General features: G+C 52.3%; 18 protein-coding genes. 8 read left to right on the forward strand and 10 right to left on the reverse strand.

Going from position 1 to position 17,829, the window contains the following annotated elements:
- Nucleotides 1-57 precede the first annotated feature (57 nt).
- Nucleotides 58-1,173 carry a ribonuclease D gene (gene rnd, locus OGV98_RS07630; RefSeq protein ID WP_016150383.1) on the forward strand — a complete coding sequence of 372 codons (1,116 nt, stop codon included), beginning with the start codon at nucleotides 58-60 and terminating at the stop codon, nucleotides 1,171-1,173.
- 50 nt (nucleotides 1,174-1,223) lie between these two features.
- Here the strand turns inward: rnd and OGV98_RS07635 are convergent, their stop codons facing one another.
- Nucleotides 1,224-2,309 carry a tartrate dehydrogenase gene (locus OGV98_RS07635; RefSeq protein ID WP_202581202.1) on the reverse strand — a complete coding sequence of 362 codons (1,086 nt, stop codon included), beginning with the start codon at nucleotides 2,307-2,309 and terminating at the stop codon, nucleotides 1,224-1,226.
- 103 nt (nucleotides 2,310-2,412) lie between these two features.
- On the opposite strand from OGV98_RS07635, the gene OGV98_RS07640 reads away from it, so the two are divergent.
- Entirely contained in the window at nucleotides 2,413-3,330 is a 918-nt protein-coding gene (locus OGV98_RS07640) for a LysR family transcriptional regulator (RefSeq protein WP_286551181.1), read from the forward strand.
- A gap of 86 nt (nucleotides 3,331-3,416) precedes the next feature.
- On the opposite strand, the gene minE is transcribed toward OGV98_RS07640, so the two are convergent.
- From minE to minC, 3 genes are read right to left on the reverse strand one after another with little or no spacing between them, the layout of a single operon-like run.
- Complete coding sequence (gene minE, locus OGV98_RS07645; RefSeq protein WP_001185666.1) at nucleotides 3,417-3,683, reverse strand: cell division topological specificity factor MinE; 267 nt, start codon at nucleotides 3,681-3,683, stop codon at nucleotides 3,417-3,419.
- A 3-nt stretch (nucleotides 3,684-3,686) separates the two neighbouring features.
- Complete coding sequence (gene minD, locus OGV98_RS07650; RefSeq protein WP_003020956.1) at nucleotides 3,687-4,499, reverse strand: septum site-determining protein MinD; 813 nt, start codon at nucleotides 4,497-4,499, stop codon at nucleotides 3,687-3,689.
- Between the two features lie 23 nt (nucleotides 4,500-4,522).
- A complete protein-coding gene (gene minC / locus OGV98_RS07655; protein ID WP_003844062.1) occupies nucleotides 4,523-5,230 on the reverse strand; it encodes a septum site-determining protein MinC in 708 nt (235 codons plus the stop codon).
- 126 nt (nucleotides 5,231-5,356) lie between these two features.
- Here minC and OGV98_RS07660 point away from each other — a divergent pair, with 126 nt between their 5' ends.
- The 3 genes from OGV98_RS07660 to ycgN all read left to right on the forward strand — a co-directional run bounded on the left by OGV98_RS07660 (nucleotide 5,357) and on the right by ycgN (nucleotide 6,918).
- Nucleotides 5,357-5,650, forward strand: a complete 294-nt coding sequence (locus OGV98_RS07660) for a YcgL domain-containing protein (RefSeq protein WP_003020949.1) — start codon at nucleotides 5,357-5,359, stop codon at nucleotides 5,648-5,650.
- A 69-nt stretch (nucleotides 5,651-5,719) separates the two neighbouring features.
- On the forward strand, nucleotides 5,720-6,379 hold the full coding sequence (locus tag OGV98_RS07665; protein WP_202581203.1) for a fumarylacetoacetate hydrolase family protein: 660 nt from the start codon (nucleotides 5,720-5,722) through the stop codon (nucleotides 6,377-6,379).
- A 92-nt stretch (nucleotides 6,380-6,471) separates the two neighbouring features.
- A complete protein-coding gene (gene ycgN / locus OGV98_RS07670; RefSeq protein ID WP_003020944.1) occupies nucleotides 6,472-6,918 on the forward strand; it encodes a cysteine cluster protein YcgN in 447 nt (148 codons plus the stop codon).
- 29 nt (nucleotides 6,919-6,947) lie between these two features.
- On the opposite strand, the gene OGV98_RS07675 is transcribed toward ycgN, so the two are convergent.
- From OGV98_RS07675 to nhaB, 3 genes are all read right to left on the reverse strand, one after another.
- Nucleotides 6,948-7,289: a TehB family protein gene (locus OGV98_RS07675; protein ID WP_003020940.1), complete on the reverse strand. Its 342-nt coding sequence runs from the start codon at nucleotides 7,287-7,289 to the stop codon at nucleotides 6,948-6,950.
- Between the two features lie 110 nt (nucleotides 7,290-7,399).
- Entirely contained in the window at nucleotides 7,400-7,930 is a 531-nt protein-coding gene (gene dsbB, locus OGV98_RS07680) for a disulfide bond formation protein DsbB (RefSeq protein ID WP_003844060.1), read from the reverse strand.
- A 141-nt stretch (nucleotides 7,931-8,071) separates the two neighbouring features.
- Nucleotides 8,072-9,616 (reverse strand): Na(+)/H(+) antiporter NhaB, encoded by a 1,545-nt coding sequence (nhaB, locus tag OGV98_RS07685; RefSeq protein WP_003020934.1) that lies wholly within the window; start codon nucleotides 9,614-9,616, stop codon nucleotides 8,072-8,074.
- A 236-nt stretch (nucleotides 9,617-9,852) separates the two neighbouring features.
- On the opposite strand from nhaB, the gene fadR reads away from it, so the two are divergent.
- Entirely contained in the window at nucleotides 9,853-10,572 is a 720-nt protein-coding gene (fadR, locus tag OGV98_RS07690; protein ID WP_003020931.1) for a fatty acid metabolism transcriptional regulator FadR, read from the forward strand.
- 102 nt (nucleotides 10,573-10,674) lie between these two features.
- Here fadR and OGV98_RS07695 read toward each other — a convergent pair whose 3' ends face one another.
- The gene (locus OGV98_RS07695) at nucleotides 10,675-12,207 is read right to left on the reverse strand and encodes a SpoVR family protein (protein WP_003844058.1); all 1,533 of its coding nucleotides are present in this window, start codon (nucleotides 12,205-12,207) and stop codon (nucleotides 10,675-10,677) included.
- A gap of 322 nt (nucleotides 12,208-12,529) precedes the next feature.
- Between OGV98_RS07695 and OGV98_RS07700 the strand changes: the two genes are divergently transcribed.
- Together OGV98_RS07700 and dadX are read left to right on the forward strand one after the other, a co-directional pair.
- Nucleotides 12,530-13,828, forward strand: coding sequence for a D-amino acid dehydrogenase (locus OGV98_RS07700; RefSeq protein ID WP_003841565.1), 1,299 nt, complete (start codon nucleotides 12,530-12,532; stop codon nucleotides 13,826-13,828).
- Nucleotides 13,829-13,840: 12 nt separating this feature from the next.
- Nucleotides 13,841-14,911 (forward strand): catabolic alanine racemase DadX, encoded by a 1,071-nt coding sequence (gene dadX / locus OGV98_RS07705; RefSeq protein WP_003020922.1) that lies wholly within the window; start codon nucleotides 13,841-13,843, stop codon nucleotides 14,909-14,911.
- Nucleotides 14,912-15,016: 105 nt separating this feature from the next.
- Here the strand turns inward: dadX and OGV98_RS07710 are convergent, their stop codons facing one another.
- Both OGV98_RS07710 and ldcA read right to left on the reverse strand, forming a co-directional pair.
- Nucleotides 15,017-16,750: a potassium/proton antiporter gene (locus OGV98_RS07710; protein ID WP_049016299.1), complete on the reverse strand. Its 1,734-nt coding sequence runs from the start codon at nucleotides 16,748-16,750 to the stop codon at nucleotides 15,017-15,019.
- Nucleotides 16,751-16,847: 97 nt separating this feature from the next.
- The gene (gene ldcA, locus OGV98_RS07715; RefSeq protein ID WP_202581251.1) at nucleotides 16,848-17,762 is read right to left on the reverse strand and encodes a muramoyltetrapeptide carboxypeptidase; all 915 of its coding nucleotides are present in this window, start codon (nucleotides 17,760-17,762) and stop codon (nucleotides 16,848-16,850) included.
- Between the last annotated feature and the right edge of the window lie 67 nt (nucleotides 17,763-17,829).

Genomic DNA, 17,829 nt, shown 5'->3' on the forward strand with positions numbered 1-17,829 from the left:
GGGTAATCCGGCGTTTTTTTTGGCGCAAACCTAAGAGAGCACGATTTGAATTATCAAATGATCACCACGGACGACGCGTTGGCCACGCTGTGCGAAGCCGTCCGTGAATTTCCGGCGATAGCCCTGGATACAGAATTTGTTCGCACGCGTACCTATTATCCGCAGTTGGGGCTGATCCAGCTGTTTGATGGCAAACACGTTGCTCTGATTGATCCGCAGGGGATCACCGACTGGTCGCCGCTGCGTGATATTCTGCGTGATACTGCCATCACCAAATTCCTACATGCAGGTAGCGAAGATCTGGAAGTATTTCTCAACACTTTTGGCGAACTGCCGCAGCCGTTGATTGATACACAAATTCTGGCTGCTTTTTGCGGTCGTCCGCTGTCGTGGGGCTTTGCCGCGATGGTGGAAGAGTTTACGGGCGTGGCGCTCGACAAAAGCGAGTCGCGTACTGACTGGCTGGCCAGACCGCTGACCGAGCGTCAGTGTGAGTACGCGGCGGCTGATGTCTGGTATCTATTACCGATCACCACAAAACTGATGGTCGAAACTGAAGCCAGCGGCTGGCTGCCAGCCGCACTGGACGAATGTCGCTTAATGCAGCAGCGTCGCCAGGAGGTTCTGGCGCCTGAAGACGCATGGCGCGACATCACCAACGCCTGGCAGCTGCGTACCCGTCAGTTGGCCTGCCTGCAACTGCTTGCCGACTGGCGACTGCGTAAAGCACGTGAGCGCGATCTGGCGGTGAACTTTGTGGTGCGTGAAGAACACCTGTGGTCGGTCGCTCGTTATATGCCGGGCAGTCTGGGCGAGCTGGATAGTCTGGGACTTTCCGGGAGCGAAATTCGCTTCCACGGCAAGACGCTGATCTCCCTGGTAGAAAAGGCACAGGCATTACCGGAAGAGTCGCTGCCGCAGCCGCTGCTGAATTTGATGGATATGCCAGGCTATCGCAAGGCGTTCAAAGCCATTAAGACGCTGGTTGCCGAGGTGAGTACTGAGCATAATCTTAGCGTCGAGCTGCTGGCTTCACGCCGTCAAATCAACCAGCTACTCAACTGGCACTGGAAATTAAAGTCACAGCAGACTCTACCGGAGCTGATTTCCGGTTGGCGTGGCGAGTTGATGGCAGAACGACTCAACGCGCTGCTGCAGGAATACCCACAGTAGAAAACCTAAAAAAAACGGGAGCTGGGCTCCCGTTTTTAATCGGATTCGCGTTAGCGACACAGTGCCTGACGAATGGCTTCACCTACCTGTTGGGTGGTGGCGAAGCCTTTCATATCTGGCGTTTTCGGGCCGCTGGCAATGACCTGCTCAATTGCCGCCAGAATACCGCCGTGGGCTGCTTTATAGTTGGCATCACCGTTGCCAAGGAAGTCGAGCATCATGGCTCCAGCCCAGATAGTCGCTATAGGGTTGGCGATATTCTGACCGTAGATATCCGGGGCCGAACCGTGTACCGGCTCGAACAGGGACGGGAAGGTGCGTTCCGGATTTAAGTTGGCAGAAGGCGCAATGCCAATCGTTCCGGTACAGGCTGGACCGAGATCGGAGAGGATGTCACCAAACAGGTTGGAAGCAACCACGACGTCAAATCGCTCAGGCTGCATGACAAAGCGGGCGCACAGAATATCAATATGCTGTTTATCCCAGCGGATCTCAGGATAGTGTGACGCCATCGCTTCGACGCGTTCATCCCAGTAGGGCATGCTGATGGCCAGCCCATTGGATTTGGTCGCCGAAGTCAACGTTTTGCGTGGTCGACTTTGTGCCAGTTCAAAGGCAAAACGCAAAATTCGGTCGACGCCACGGCGGGTGAAGACCGACTCCTGGATCACCATCTCGTGTTCAGTACCTTCGCTCACGCGTCCGCCGAGGGCAGAGTATTCTCCCTCGGTGTTTTCGCGTACGACGTAGAAATCAATGTCGCCAGGCTGCTTGCCAACCAGTGGGCAAGGAACTCCCGGAAACAGGCGCACCGGTCGCAGGTTGACGTACTGGTCGAATTCGCGGCGAAACTTAAGCAGCGAACCCCATAATGAGATGTGGTCAGGCACGGTGTCCGGCCAGCCAACCGCGCCAAAATAGATAGCATCGAAGGATTGCAACTGCTCATGCCAGTCATCGGGCATCATCTTGCCGTGATGGGCGTAGTATTCGCAGCTGGCCCATTCCATTAGCTCAAAGCTGAGCGACAACCCCCAACGCTCGGCGGCTGCCTGCAACACATGAATGCCCTCAGGCAGGACTTCTTTACCAATGCCATCTCCGGGGATAGCGGCGATACGCCAGGTTTTCTTCATAGCAGCTCTCACTTGTGCGCCATCAAAATTGACTTTCTCCTTATCCTATAATTGACTGATTAATAGTTAATCCCCCTAACTGGTGAAACATAAAACACAGATCATGAATAATCTGCCGCTGCTAAATGATTTACGCGTCTTTATGCTGGTTGCCCGTCGTGCAGGATTTGCCGCCGTTGCCGAGGAACTGGGCGTATCACCGGCTTTTATCAGTAAGCGCGTTGCCCTGCTGGAGCAAACGCTGAATGTAGTGCTGCTGCATCGAACAACGCGGCGCGTAACAATCACGGAAGAGGGGGAGCGGATCTACGAATGGGCGCAGCGGATACTACAGGATGTCGATCAAATGATGGACGAGCTTTCTGATGCCAGGCAGGTTCCGCGGGGGATGCTGCGTATAATTAGTAGCTTTGGTTTTGGCCGCCGGGTGGTGGCTCCGGCGCTGTCTGCGCTGGCAAAAGAGTACCCGCAGTTAGAACTGAGGTTCGATGTTGAAGATCGTCTGGTGGATATGGTGAATGATGGCATCGATCTTGATATTCGTATCGGGGATGATATCGCGCCGAACCTGATTGCCCGCAAGCTGGCGACTAACTACCGTATTTTGTGCGCCTCGCCGGAATTTTTGACGCAGCATGGGACGCCGAAGCAACTCAACGATCTTGCCACTCTTCCTTGTCTGGTCATCAAAGAGCGCGACCATCCGTTTGGTATCTGGCAAATGCGCAATAAAGAGGGCGCGCATTCGATTAAAGTTACGGGGCCTCTGTCGTCTAATCATGGCGAAGTGGTACATCAGTGGTGCCTTGATGGGCAGGGAATAGCCCTGCGGTCATGGTGGGACGTTTGCGACAACATTGCCAGCGGAAACTTGATACACATATTGCCCGAGTATTATCAACCAGCAAATATTTGGGCGGTGTATGTTTCCCGGCTGGCGACGTCGGCAAAAATCCGTATTACGGTCGAGTATTTGCGCCGCTATTTTACCGAAAACTATCCAAAGTTTACTTTGGAATAAAAATGCAACAGGTTGGCAAGAAACAGAAAATAAAAAAGGCAGAATAATCTGCCTTTTTTGTAACGATGACTCTCTGAGCAAAGCCGTTATTTAGATTCTTCGGCTTCAGGTAATGTCACGTTAAGTTCGAGGATAGAAATATCGCCGTCTTTTTGCTCAAGCTGTACGGTCACCATTTCAGGATCAATTTGTACATACTTGCAGATAACCTCGAGAATATCTTTCCTCAACTGCGGTAAATAATGTGGCTCGGCGTCACTACGACGGCGTTCCGCAACAATAATCTGCAGTCGCTCTTTAGCGATGTTCGCTGTGCTCTTTTTCCGCGAGAGAAAAAAATCCAGTAATGCCATAACTTATCCTCCGAACAGGCGTTTGAGGAAACCTTTCTTCTCTTCTTCAATGAAGCGGAAAGGACGTTCTTCTCCCAACAGACGGTCTACGGTATCAGCATAGGCTTTACCGGCATCAGCATTGATGTCGAGAATAACCGGCTCACCCTGGTTAGACGCGCGCAGGACTGACTGATCTTCAGGAATCACGCCAACCAGCTTGATTCGCAGAATTTCCAGTACGTCTTCCATGCTCAGCATGTCACCTTTATTTACGCGGCCAGGGTTGTAGCGCGTCAGCAACAAATGCTCTTTAATCGGATCTTCACCGTTTTCCGCACGACGAGATTTCGACGCCAGAATACCCAGAATACGGTCAGAGTCACGTACAGAGGAAACTTCCGGGTTAGTGGTGATTATCGCTTCATCGGCAAAATACAGGGCCATCAGCGCACCGGTTTCAATACCCGCCGGAGAGTCGCAGACAATGAAGTCGAATTCCATCGTTTTCAGATCGTCCAGAACTTTCGCGACGCCTTCACGCGTCAGCGCGTCTTTATCGCGAGTCTGTGAGGCCGGAAGAATAAAGAGATTTTCGGTACGCTTATCTTTGATTAACGCCTGATTTAACGACGCATCGCCCTGAATAACGTTGACGAAGTCATAAACGACGCGGCGTTCACAACCCATAATCAGATCAAGGTTACGCAGGCCGATATCAAAATCAATAACGACAGTTTTCTTTCCCTTCTGGGCCAAACCTGTAGCGATGGCCGCGCTGGAGGTGGTTTTGCCAACCCCCCCTTTACCCGAAGTAACAACAATAATGCGTGCCATAGAAATTCCTTGTTAAAAAGGGATCAATTCAACGGTTGAACTGTCAAAGCGTTCTCTGCTAATTGCAGACGTGCCGCTTTGCCATAAAATTCTGCTGGGATTTTATCACTCAGCCAATAAACACCTGCGATAGACACCAGTTCTGCCGTCAGATGGGTACAAAAAATTTGCGCTTCCCGATCACCGCTAGCGCCTGCCAACGCACGGCCTCTCATCATTCCATAAACATGAATATTGCCATCAGCGATAAGCTCTGCGCCTGCACTGACGTGGCTTGTAACAATCAGATCACATTGTGGTGCATAAATGCGCTGACCGGAACGAACCGGCACATTTATTAATCGTGTTTTTGTGATGGGAGTAACGTTTTGCGGCGGAGCGACGTGAGCCGGGGCCTCAACGGGCGCAGGACGAATAGCTTTTTCTTTACCTTCAGTCAGTAAAGGAAGACCCATTTCGTCGATTTCAGCCTTGAGTCTGGCGTCTTTGCATCCGCTAACGCCGATAATGCGCAATCCAGTAGACGCGACAACTTTCTGCAACGCTGACCAGTTTACCGGGCTTTCAAGACCACTCACGTTAACCACGACGGGAGCATGTTTTAAAAAAGCAGGTGCCTGCGCGATTTTGTCTTCCAACGCCTGACGAATAACCTCGGGTTCTGCTTCATGTAAGTGAACCACTGATAAGGTGAAGCTACTGCCTTTAAGCTCGATTGGCGTGTTTGACATCCTGGCCTTACTCAATTTGCTATTTATCATCCCCAGCGCGGGGTGATATTCCGAAGACTATAAGGCATGTTATAGTCAGTATTATATTGAGGCAAGCCACCATTCCGTGAATTCAGAGTAAAAGATATGTTTTGTGTGATCTACCGAAGCAGTAAACGTGACCAGACCTATTTATATGTCGAAAAAAAAGACGATTTCTCGCGAGTTCCTGAAGAACTGATGAAAGGATTTGGTCAGCCGACGCTGGCAATGATGTTGCCGCTTGATGGCCGTAAAAAGCTCGTTAATGCCGATCTGGAAAAAGTAAAACAGGCACTCACCGAGCAGGGCTATTATTTACAAATACCACCACCGCCAGAAGATTTACTTAAACAGCATCTGGCTGCGGCGAAACAAAATACACCAGACGCTAAACGTTAAACTGCATCCGGCAGCAGCACGCCCCATCGATGCAGTACCTGAAATCGATAACTACGTTAGGGGAAAATAATGTATCAACATCATAACTGGCATGGTGCTCTGCTGGATTATCCGGTGAGTAAGGTGGTTTGCGTGGGGAGTAACTATGCCAACCATATTAAAGAGATGGGCGGAACCCCTCCGGAAGAGCCGGTGTTGTTTATCAAACCGGAAACTGCGCTGTGCGATTTGCGCCAGCCGCTGGTGATCCCATCTGATATGGGTTCAGTTCATCATGAAGTTGAGCTGGCGGTACTGATTGGCGCGACCCTACGTCAGGCGACGGAAGAACATGTGCGCAAAGCCATCGCGGGCTATGGCGTCGCGTTGGATCTGACCTTGCGTGATATTCAGGGCAAAATGAAGAAAGCGGGGCAGCCGTGGGAAAAAGCGAAGGGTTTTGATAACTCTTGTCCGCTGTCGGGTTTTATTCCGGTGGCCGAGTTTAACGGCGATCCGCAGGATACGATGCTGGGGTTAACGGTCAACGGTGAAACACGCCAGCACGGCTCCACGGCGGATATGATCCATCAAATCGTTCCTTTGATTGCCTATATGAGTCGTTTCTTTACCCTCAAAGCGGGCGATGTTGTGTTGACGGGGACGCCAGCAGGTGTTGGGCCGTTAAACAGCGGTGATGAGCTGGTCATCAGTTTTCATGGTCAAACGCTGACGACACGCGTGCTGTAATCTCTTCTTGCCGCCTTTTCGGGCGGCAAAACTTGCATCAGCGTGCCAGACTGGTTATAAGGTGCAGCTTTATTGCAATAGCGGATACCCTGATGAGCGACATACCTTTCTGGCAAAGTAAAACCCTGGATGAAATGACCGATGCCGAGTGGGAGTCATTATGTGATGGGTGTGGTCAATGCTGCCTGCATAAGCTGATGGATGAAGACACCGACGAAATTTATTTTACCAACGTCGCGTGTAAGCAGCTCAATATCAAAACCTGTCAATGCCGTAATTACGAACGCCGATTCGAATACGAGCCTGACTGTATCAAACTGACGCGCGATAATCTGCCTACCTTTGAATGGCTGCCGATGACCTGTGCTTATCGTCTGTTAGCGGAAGGTAAAGGGCTGCCGGAGTGGCATCCACTGCTGACGGGGTCCAAAGCGGCAATGCACGGCGAGCGTATTTCAGTACGTCATATTGCGGTGAAAGAATCGGAAGTGCGTGACTGGCAGGACCATATTTTGAACAAACCTTCATGGGCGGACTAAGCCGCCCATCGATTAGCAGGCGTAAGGGCTTAAGACTTTTTCGCCTGATACATCTCATCTCCATGGTTGTCATCTTCAACCCAGAAATTGATGTTGAATTGGGCGTCGTCGCTTAATTCAACGCGATGCCAGTACTGCGGCGGGCTGGTCGCGAACTGACCGGCATTAATTACCACTTTTACTTCAGGCTCTTTTGCGTCTTCATTGGCAAAACCGTAATACGTTACCGTACCTTCCATCACACAAAGCTGGCCAAAAACGCCTGCTGCAGTGTTATGGTGAGAAAGAAGTGCTGCGGGGACATTGTCTTTGGTAAAGAAGGGAGTAGAGCGTTTAACTTTCCAGTTTGCCGGGATGCGTAAATGGGACATAAGACATCTCCTTGGTGTGGCATCTATAAGATGTATTTAATATACATCTTATAGATGCCAGCAGGCAATGAATTTAAGCCAAAAAAAACGCTCCCGAAGGAGCGTCTCTGTTAGCGACCGAAGAGGTCACGTTTTTTCGGTTTGAACGGCTGTGCTATCACCACCAGCACGGCGACTACCAGGTAGGCGGCGAAGATCCCCAACAGCCACTGCGGCATTTCCAGGGTTAAAAAAGACCACTGGCGCTCAGCACAGTCACCGGACGCTAAAAACACCTGCGGCAGCCATTTGTCCAGTGGCAGCCAGCTTGGGAAGCGTGCGGCAAAATCACAGGTCATAAACGGGGACGGGTGCAGCTGAATCATGGTGTGCTCATATGCTAACTGAAGTCCGCGCCAGGCACTGTAAATCCAGATTATCATCGCCACATAGCGCAGCGGTGTTTTTGGTGCAATAGCACCCACCAGCCCTGCACCCATCACGCCAAATAATGCGCTACGTTCGTAAATACACAACACGCAAGGTTTTAGCAGCATGACGTGCTGGAACCACAGCGCAACGAGCTCCAGCGCAAAGGCGGTTAACGCCAACAATAACCATGCCCCACGACCTCGGGAGCACTGGTTTAAAAATCGCAACATAATCATTTCCCTGCAACATGCGTAGAGACCGCAGTTTAAACCAATTCACTTTATGCGCCACTAGCGGGAATTGAAAATTTGCGTAATCGGATAATTATCATGCAAAAAGTCAAACCGGGCAGTGATTTGCCCGGTTAATTGTTATGAAAGTGTAGCTAACCAGCCCGTTTGGGTCATCCACTCGGTCACCGGGACAAGCGTGAACTCGACGCAAAGCAGACCGACGAGCGTCAGGACGAGAGTATAAGGCAGAGCCATCCACACCATGCGACCATACGAGAGGCGAATTAACGGCGCCAGTGCAGAGGTCAGCAGGAACAGGAATGCAGCCTGGCCGTTCGGAGTTGCCACTGAAGGCAGGTTGGTCCCGGTATTGATCGCCACCGCTAACAGCTCATACTGATTGAGGCTGATGGTCCCCTGTTCCAGCGCGGCTTTGGCCTCGTTAATGTAAATGGTGCCGACAAATACGTTATCAGAAATAGAAGACAGCAGGCCATTGAAGAGATAGAACAGCGTCAGTTGGGCATGTTCGGAGGATTGCAATACAAACTGAATGATCGGCGAAAAGAGCTGTTGATCGATAATCACCGCAACAACAGAGAAGAACACGGTCAGCAGGGCGGTGAAGGGCAGCGACTCGGTAAAGGCTTTACCTATCGCATGTTCGTCGGTGACTCCCGTCAAGGAGGTTGCCAGAATGATGACTGACAAACCGATCAATCCTACTTCAGCCAGATGCAGGGCCAACGCAACTACCAGCCAGACGCCAATAATCGCCTGGACAATCAGTTTGATTTTGTCCTGGCGGGTACGTTGCTGGCGGCTCTGATCGTCAAACTGTTGCAGGACATCACGGACGGTCTCCGGCAGCGTTTCGCCATAGCCAAACCAGCGCAATTTCTCGACCAGTACACAGGTTAACAGGCCGCAAATTAGTACCGGGACGGTAACCGGCGACATGCGCAGGAAGAAGTCGCCAAAATGCCAGCCAGCCGCTTTGGCGATAATCAGGTTTTGTGGCTCGCCCACCATGGTCATCACGCCGCCTAACGCCGTACCGACACCCGCGTGCATCATCAGGCTACGCAGAAAACCACGGAACTGCTCAAGAACGACCTTATTGTGCTGATCGATATGGCTGTCATCGAGCATGTTGTTGTCTTCCGCGCGGGAAGAGGCAACGCGATGGTAGATGCCATAAAAACCGACCGCAACGCTGATTACCACGGCCACGACGGTCAGCGCATCAAGGAACGCCGAGAGGAAAGCGGCCGCAACACAAAATGCCAGCGACAGCAGCGTTTTGGAGCGAATAGTGAGTAGCAGACGCGTGAAAATAAACAGTAGCAGCTGCTTCATAAAGTAGATGCCTGCCACCATAAACATCAGCAGCAATAACACCTCAAGGTTTGCGGCAACCTCTTCACGAACATGCGTTGCGCTGGTCATACCAATAATGACAGCTTCGATAGCCAACAGCCCGCCAGGCAGCAGTGGGTAGCATTTTAACGCCATCGCCAGCGTGAAAATGAACTCGGCCACCAGCAACCAGCCGGCGATAAAAGGGTTGATGAAAAAAATAATCGGGTTAACGACTAAGAAGACAAGCAGTGCAAGTTTGTACCAGTCTGGTGATTGACCTAAAAAATTGCGCCACATCGCGCGGCCCCATGATAGCTCCATGGTGATTTCCCTACCTTTAAAAATGAAATCATATTTTTATGTTTGACCGCAAAGCTTAGCGGGAGGAGGGAGTACAGGCAAGCTATTCACAAGACTGGCAAGGTTGGCTGTACTGTAGCGTTATTTGGAAAATGAAGCCTTGATCCACTTTTTCTTCATTGCGTCAGCTATCAGCTAAGATACCCATCTGGTATGATGTGTGTAACTATGTTTTGCTGTGTAATGGAATTTTTACTATGGTCATTAAGGCGCAAAGCCCGGCTGGGTTCGCGGAAGAGTACATCATTGAAAGTATCTGGAATAACCGCTTCCCACCTGGCACTATTTTGCCCGCTGAACGTGAACTCTCCGAACTTATTGGGGTGACACGTACCACGCTACGCGAAGTATTGCAGCGTCTGGCGCGAGATGGCTGGTTGACCATTCAACACGGCAAACCGACGAAGGTAAATAACTTCTGGGAAACTTCCGGGCTGAATATTCTTGAAACGCTGGCGCGCCTCGATCACGAGAGTGTTCCGCAGCTGATTGATAATCTGCTGTCTGTGCGTACCAATATTTCGACGATCTTTGTTCGTACTGCGTTTCGCCAGCATCCTGATAAAGCACAGGAGGTTCTGGCGACGGCAAATCAGGTGGCTGACCACGCTGACGCATTTGCCGATCTGGACTATAACATTTTCCGCGGTCTGGCCTTTGCCTCCGGCAATCCGATTTACGGTTTGATCCTCAACGGTATGAAAGGATTATATACCCGCATTGGCCGCCATTATTTTGCCAACCCGGAAGCGCGCGCGCTGGCGCTGAGCTTCTACCACAAGCTGTCAGAACTCTGCGAGCAGGGTGCTCATGAGCAGGTGTATGAAACGGTGCGCCGCTACGGTCACGACAGTGGCGAGATTTGGCATCGTATGCAGAAGAATCTGCCGGGCGATTTGGCGATTCAGGGCCGTTAATCGCTCAAAGCCGGATGGCGACGCCAAAGCGTCTTATCCGGCCTGGAATGCATGCACTTCGTAGGCCGGATAAGGTGTTTACACCGCCTCCGGCAATAAGATTTACAGACCGTTCATCCTTGGCGGACAACGCTCCAACAGCTCCACGCTGCCATCTTCATTCTGCTGCTCCAGCATCACATCAAAACCCCAAAGCCGGTGTACATGCTTGAGCACTTCTTTGCGTCCTTTATCCAACGGTGCGCGGTTATGCGGAATATAGCGCAAGGTGAGCGAACGGTCGCCACGCAGATCGACATTCCAGATTTGAATATTCGGCTCCAGGTTGCTCAGGTTGTATTGCGACGACAACCTGTTGCGGATCTCACGATATCCTTCCTCGTTATGAATCGCAGAAATCTCCAGATAGTTGTGACGATCGTCGTCCAGCACGGTGAACAGGCGGAAATCGCGCATTACCTTCGGTGACAGGAACTGGCTGATAAAACTCTCATCTTTGAAATCGCGCATCGCGAAATGCAGGGTTTCCAGCCAGTCGGAACCCGCTATATCCGGGAACCAGTATTTGTCCTCCTCGGTCGGCGACTGACAAATACGTTTGATATCCTGGAACATGGCAAACCCCAGGGCATAAGGGTTTATCCCGCTATACCACGGGCTGTTGTAGGGTGGCTGAAATACCACATTGGTATGGCTATGCAGAAACTCCAGCATAAACCGTTCGGTGACTTTACCTTCATCATAAAGGTGGTTCAGGATGGTGTAATGCCAGAAAGTGGCCCAGCCCTCGTTCATCACCTGCGTCTGTTTCTGCGGATAAAAATACTGGCTGACCTTGCGTACAATGCGTAGCACTTCGCGTTGCCAGGACTCCAGCAGCGGGGCGTTCTTCTCCATGAAATACAGCAGGTTTTCCTGTGGCTCAGAGGGATAACGCCGGGCTTCCGCCACGCTTTTCTCTTCCTCTTTCTTCGGCAGCGTGCGCCACAACATATTGACCTGACTTTGCAGATACTCTTCACGACTTTTCTGCCGGGCTTTCTCTTCCTGTAGGGAGATTTTTTGCGGGCGTTTGTAACGGTCAACGCCGTAGTTCATCAGCGCATGGCAGGAGTCGAGGAGCTTTTCGACTTCATCCACCCCGTAGCGTTCTTCACACTGGGTTATATAGTTTCGTGCGAAGATTAGGTAATCGACGATGGAACTGGCATCCGTCCAGCTACGAAACAGGTAGTTGTTTTTGAAGAAGGAGTTGTGTCCGTAGCAGGCATGCGCCATCACCAGCGCCTGCATGGTGATGGTGTTCTCCTCCATCAGATACGCGATACACGGATTGGAGTTGATAACAATCTCATAGGCCAGTCCCTGCTGACCATGCTTATACAAGCGCTCGGTTTCAATAAACTTTTTACCAAACGACCAGTGAGGATAGTTGATCGGCATCCCGACGCTGGAGTAAGCGTCCATCATCTGTTCGGAGGTGATCACCTCGATTTGGTGCGGGTAGGTATCCAGTCTGTAGAGTTTCGCCACGCGGTCTATCTCTGCCAGATAGACATCCAGCAGATCAAACGTCCAGTCGGGTCCATCGCTTAACCGTGTGCTGTCCTTGTTCATGGAATCAATCGTAGCCATTCGCGCACCCTCATTGTTGGCGGCACTCTCTGTCTGGAGTACCTCATTTCAAGCATAGATCATGGTGTTAAAAAACGTGCTGCGGCAGAAATTTTTTCTTTGCGATTTCTCGTTAGCGAGGCGTTGAAAAACGGCATTGTCGCAAAATTTTATGCTGGATAAAAATAACGCACAGCAGGAGATGCCAAAGCAGAGAGTTCCCCGCCATCACCGCTATATGTGAGATAAGTCACCATAAAAAAGCCATATGTTGAATAATATTTTCAACTGAGTTATCAAGATGTAATTAGATGATTGTTCTTTTACTGTTAACGGAGTGGCTATGCGAGTTGTCATACTGGGAAGTGGTGTCGTTGGCGTGACCAGCGCCTGGTACTTAAGTCAGGCTGGACACGATGTCACCGTCATTGATCGTGAGCCCGGTCCGGCACTGGAAACCAGTGCGGCGAACGCGGGGCAAATATCTCCAGGTTATGCGGCACCATGGGCGGCACCAGGCGTACCGCTTAAAGCAATCAAATGGATGTTTCAGCGCCACGCTCCGCTGGCCGTTCGTCTTGACGGAACCCAGTTCCAGTTGAAATGGATGTGGCAGATGCTGCGCAACTGCGACACCAGCCACTACATGGAAAATAAAGGACGCATGGTGCGACTGGCGGAATACAGCCGTGATTGTCTGAAAGCGCTGCGCGCCTCTACCGGTATTGAGTATGAAGGACGTCAGGGCGGAACCCTGCAACTGTTCCGTACCGCTCAACAGTATGAGAACGCCACTCGCGACATCGCCGTGCTCGAAGACGCTGGCGTGCCATATCAGCTCCTGGAAGCAAATCGTCTGGCGGAAGTCGAACCGGCACTGGCAGAAGTGGCGCACAAACTGACCGGCGGTCTGCGTTTACCGAATGATGAAACCGGCGACTGCCAGTTGTTTACCCAGCGTCTGGCGCAGATGGCGGAGCAGGCGGGCGTTAAGTTTCGCTTTAACACCCCGGTCGATAAGCTGCTGAGCGATGGTGAGCAGATTTATGGCGTCCAGTGCGGCGAAGAGATTATCAAAGCCGATGCCTATGTGATGGCGTTTGGTTCGTATTCCACGGCGATGCTGAAAGGGATCGTTGATATCCCGGTCTATCCGCTCAAAGGCTATTCGTTGACTATTCCGGTAGCGCAAGACGACGGTGCGCCGGTTTCTACTATCCTTGATGAAACTTACAAAATCGCTATTACCCGCTTTGACAATCGTATTCGGGTTGGCGGCATGGCGGAGATTGTCGGTTTTAATACAGAGCTGCTACAACCTCGTCGTGAAACGCTGGAAATGGTCGTACGCGATCTCTTCCCGCGCGGCGGTCATGTGGAGCAGGCAACCTTCTGGACTGGACTGCGTCCGATGACGCCGGACGGTACGCCGGTGGTGGGGCGCACCCGCTTTAAGAATCTGCTGCTCAATACCGGCCACGGCACGCTGGGCTGGACCATGGCCTGCGGTTCCGGTCAGTTGCTGAGCGATATCCTTTCTGGCCGTACGCCAGCCATACCTTATGACGATCTGAGCGTGGCGCGTTACAGTCCGGGGTTTACCCCCTCTCGTCCACGACATTTACATGGCGCACATAACTGATAAGGACGTGAGATGACCCGCCCGATACTGGCCAGCATTGACCTGCAGGCGTTGAAACAAAATCTGACCATTACCCGCCAGGCAGCGCCGGACGCTCGCGTCTGGTCGGTGGTGAAAGCCAATGCATATGGACACGGCATTGAACGCGTCTGGAATGCGCTGGGCACAACCGATGGTTTTGCCATGCTCAATCTTGAAGAGGCGATAACCCTGCGCGAGCGCGGATGGAAAGGCCCGATACTCATGCTGGAGGGTTTTTTCCACGCTGAAGACCTGACGGTATATGACAATTATCGACTGACCACCTGTGTACACAGTAACTGGCAGCTAAAAGCATTGCAGAATGCCCGCCTCAAAGCACCGCTCGATGTTTACCTGAAGGTGAACAGCGGTATGAACCGGCTTGGGTTTTTACCGGAAAGAGTTCCAACGGTCTGGCAACAGCTGCGGGCGATGCCCAACGTCGGCGAAATGACGCTGATGTCGCATTTTGCAGATGCAGAGCACCCGGAAGGTATCCAGGAAGCAATGGCGCGTATTGCGCTGGCAACAGAAGGACTGGAGTGCAGACGGTCACTGTCGAATTCGGCCGCCACGCTGTGGCACCCTGAAGCGCATTATGACTGGGTTCGTCCGGGCATTATTTTGTATGGCGCGTCGCCTTCGGGACAATGGCGGGACATCGCCAACACCGGCCTGAAGCCAGTGATGACTCTGAGCAGCGAGATAATCGGCATACAAACGCTGAAAGCTGGCGATCGGGTGGGTTACGGTGGCCGTTACACCGCCAGCGGCGAGCAGCGCATCGGAATAGTGGCTACCGGCTATGCAGACGGTTATCCGCGCCATGCGCCAAGCGGAACGCCTGTGCTGGTGGACGGTGTACGTACCGGGACGGTAGGGACAGTCTCAATGGATATGCTGGCGGTAGATCTGACACCGTGCCCGCAGGCAGGGATCGGGACGCCGGTAGAGCTGTGGGGCAAAGAGATTAAAATTGACGATGTAGCTACCTCAGCAGGAACGGTGGGCTACGAGTTAATGTGTTCTTTGGCGCTGCGCGTACCGGTTGTGACGGTGTAACATTTACGGGGCTGCCTGATGGCGCTGCACTGATCCGGCCTGTAGATTCAGTGCATTTTACAGGCCGGGTAAGGCGCTGCCGCCACCCGGCAAACAACATCCTCTTTACTCATCCTCGTCTTCAGCAACGCGAACACCGACCTTCAGCACTGCATTATCTTCCTTCTCGGCCACCGTCCAGATCATGCCAGCGAATTCCACCTGGTCACCGACGACCGGCGCGGCACCAAGCAGATGCTGGACAATTTCACCCAGCGTTTGCTGCTTATCACGATACTCTGTGCCATCATCCAGGCCATAAATCAGCGCCACATCGGCATATTTCGCGCTGGCTTCCAGAATAAAATCACCGAAGAAGCGCTGGTCTAACGACACCGGTGGCGACTGGCTGAATAGCTTGCCGAGAGCGGGGAGATCGCGCTCGCGACCAATAACACACAATACGTCGCCTTCGCGCAGACGCGTGCTGCCGGAGGGGTGAAACAGCACGTTGTCACGAAACAGGGCGGCTATTCGCGTTTCTTCCGGCATATGCAGGTCGCGCAGCGCGGCACCCACACACCACTTATCTGCGCTGAGCTGATAAACAAACTGCTCCCACGGGTTATCTGGGTGAATATCGAGACCAATGCGCGAAACGGGCCAGCCGACGGGAGGGACCACCACCTTGGCTTTTTTCGCGGCCCATGAAAGTGACGTTCCCTGAAACAGCAACGAGATCAGTACCACGAAGAAGGCGACGTTAAAGAACAGGCGCGCGTTCTCCAGGCCCGCCATCATTGGGAAGACGGCGAGGATGATCGGCACCGCGCCGCGCAAACCCACCCAACTGATGAAAATACGCTCGCGCAGATTAAAGCCACGAAACGGCAGCAGTCCGGCGAAGACCGAAAGCGGGCGGGCAATGAATATCATCCACGCAGACAAAATCAGCGCAGGGATTGCGATAGGCAGCAGGTCGGACGGCGTAACCAGCAGTCCAAGCACCAGAAACATGGCGATTTGCGCCAGCCAGGCCAGACCGTCGAAGTTTTGCAGAATACCAAATCGGTTGCGGATGGGGCGATTCCCCAGCAGGAAACCACACAGATAAACCGCCAGAATACCGCTGCCTTCCAGCGCAGTGGTCAGGGCAAAAATCAAGATCCCACCGCTTAACGCCAATAGTGGATACAGTCCGGCAGGCAGAGAAATGCGGTTAATCATCTGCTGGAGCATATATCCACCGCCAAGACCGATAACGATTCCTAAGCCAAACTGCTGGATAATGTGCACCGCGAACATCCAGCTTAAGCCGGTCTCGTGATTTTGGATCATGGCGATGAGTGTGATGGTCAAAAACACGGCCATCGGGTCATTACTACCGGATTCAATTTCCAGCGTAGAGCCAACGCGTTCGTTAAGCCCCTTACCGCCAAGCAGGGAAAAGACCGCCGCGGCGTCAGTTGAACCAACAATCGCGCCAATCAGCAGCCCTTCGATAAGATCCAGATGAAACAGCCACGCGGCCATCATGCCAGTGAGTCCGGAAGTAATCAGCACACCGACCGTCGCCAACGATAGCGCCGGGCCTAACGCAACGCGAAAAGAGCTGGCCTGAGTGCGCATGCCGCCGTCGAGTAGGATAACCGCCAGTGCCAGGTTACTCACCATGTAGGCGAAAGGATAGTTATCGAAAGGTATGCCGCCAATACCATCCACACCCGCTAACATACCGATAGCGAGAAATATCACCAGAATTGGGATACCGAGACGTGATGAGAATGAACTGAGTAAGATACTGCAGGTGACGAGAACGGAACCCAAAATAAAAAGGCTAATAATTGCTGCGGCATCCAACGTTCGGTTACTCCTGAATTACGCTGTTTCGTATTAATAAACCCTACCATAATAACGACAGAAACAGCGTTTTACTTAGCCCTATTAGCCGCTTTTTTTACGATTTTAGTACCGGATGCCCACTTAAGGTGAGCTGAGTGCTGTTTTTATCGTTTTTCAGCACCGCTCTGGCTCCCAACGGCAGGGTGACAGTGCGTTGTTCATGGCCAAAATCGAGGCCGCCGATCAACGGAACGGACAGTCTGGTGCGCAGAAAATCACAAACTGAATCAAGATTGTAACCAGCGTCGTAATCATTCGGCGCGCTGCCGCTAAAACTGCCGAGGATAATGGCGTTTTGCTGGGCCAGTATTCCCGCGTGGTACAGCTGCAGCAGCATGCGCTCGACACGGAATGGATGCTCGTTAATGTCTTCCAGCACCAAAATGCCGTTTTTGATGGCCGGCATCCACGGTGTACCCATCAGCGAAATGATCATCGCCAGATTTCCGCCCCACAGTGTACCTTCAGTCGCGCACTGCGGACCGTCACCCTGCCATTCGAGGGTGAATTGGGCATTACGCAATGCTTGCCAGAAATGGTGCTCGGTGAATGCGTTCATCTCCTCGGCACCGAAGTTGGCCGCCAGCATCGGGCCGCTGAAGCTAATCACATTCCCTTGAGCCAGCAGACCACACTGGATCGCCGTAAAATCGCTGTGTCCGCACAGCAGCAGCGGATCTAGTTGCTGGCGGGCTGCCAGCCCTTGCCAGTCAATATCTTCCAGTAAACGGCTCGCGCCATAGCCGCCACGTACCGCCATCACAATGGTATCGGGGGTTTTCAGATTAACGAGCGAGTTCACATCAGCAAGCCTTTCTGCCTCAGTACCCGCAAAACGCTGGCAGTGGCGCGCAATGACCGCTGAATTGTCGACCTGATGACCGGCCTCAGTAAGACGTGCAAGCCCACGTAACGCAGCCTGCTGATTGATACAGTAGCCCGACGGGGCAATTAAGTGAAACCGGGACATGGCATTTCCTTGCTACAACTAAAACCAAATGTATATCATGCCGCTTAGGTATGTCGTTGTCACCTCA

This window comes from Citrobacter sp. Cf136, from assembly GCF_030333815.1.
Classification (GTDB): Bacteria; Pseudomonadota; Gammaproteobacteria; order Enterobacterales; family Enterobacteriaceae; genus Citrobacter; species Citrobacter freundii.

Coding starts and splice junctions, on each gene's coding strand:
- OGV98_RS07700 (WP_003841565.1), top strand. CDS start 12,530: ATGCGAGTTGTCATACTGGGAAGTGGTGTCGTTGGCGTGACCAGCGCC.
- nhaB (WP_003020934.1), bottom strand. CDS start 9,616: ATGGAGCTATCATGGGGCCGCGCGATGTGGCGCAATTTTTTAGGTCAA.
- dsbB (WP_003844060.1), bottom strand. CDS start 7,930: ATGTTGCGATTTTTAAACCAGTGCTCCCGAGGTCGTGGGGCATGGTTA.
- minE (WP_001185666.1), bottom strand. CDS start 3,683: ATGGCATTACTGGATTTTTTTCTCTCGCGGAAAAAGAGCACAGCGAAC.
- OGV98_RS07665 (WP_202581203.1), top strand. CDS start 5,720: ATGTATCAACATCATAACTGGCATGGTGCTCTGCTGGATTATCCGGTG.
- minD (WP_003020956.1), bottom strand. CDS start 4,499: ATGGCACGCATTATTGTTGTTACTTCGGGTAAAGGGGGGGTTGGCAAA.
- dadX (WP_003020922.1), top strand. CDS start 13,841: ATGACCCGCCCGATACTGGCCAGCATTGACCTGCAGGCGTTGAAACAA.
- ldcA (WP_202581251.1), bottom strand. CDS start 17,762: ATGTCCCGGTTTCACTTAATTGCCCCGTCGGGCTACTGTATCAATCAG.
- fadR (WP_003020931.1), top strand. CDS start 9,853: ATGGTCATTAAGGCGCAAAGCCCGGCTGGGTTCGCGGAAGAGTACATC.
- ycgN (WP_003020944.1), top strand. CDS start 6,472: ATGAGCGACATACCTTTCTGGCAAAGTAAAACCCTGGATGAAATGACC.
- OGV98_RS07675 (WP_003020940.1), bottom strand. CDS start 7,289: ATGTCCCATTTACGCATCCCGGCAAACTGGAAAGTTAAACGCTCTACT.
- minC (WP_003844062.1), bottom strand. CDS start 5,230: ATGTCAAACACGCCAATCGAGCTTAAAGGCAGTAGCTTCACCTTATCA.
- rnd (WP_016150383.1), top strand. CDS start 58: ATGATCACCACGGACGACGCGTTGGCCACGCTGTGCGAAGCCGTCCGT.
- OGV98_RS07695 (WP_003844058.1), bottom strand. CDS start 12,207: ATGGCTACGATTGATTCCATGAACAAGGACAGCACACGGTTAAGCGAT.
- OGV98_RS07635 (WP_202581202.1), bottom strand. CDS start 2,309: ATGAAGAAAACCTGGCGTATCGCCGCTATCCCCGGAGATGGCATTGGT.
- OGV98_RS07640 (WP_286551181.1), top strand. CDS start 2,413: ATGAATAATCTGCCGCTGCTAAATGATTTACGCGTCTTTATGCTGGTT.
- OGV98_RS07660 (WP_003020949.1), top strand. CDS start 5,357: ATGTTTTGTGTGATCTACCGAAGCAGTAAACGTGACCAGACCTATTTA.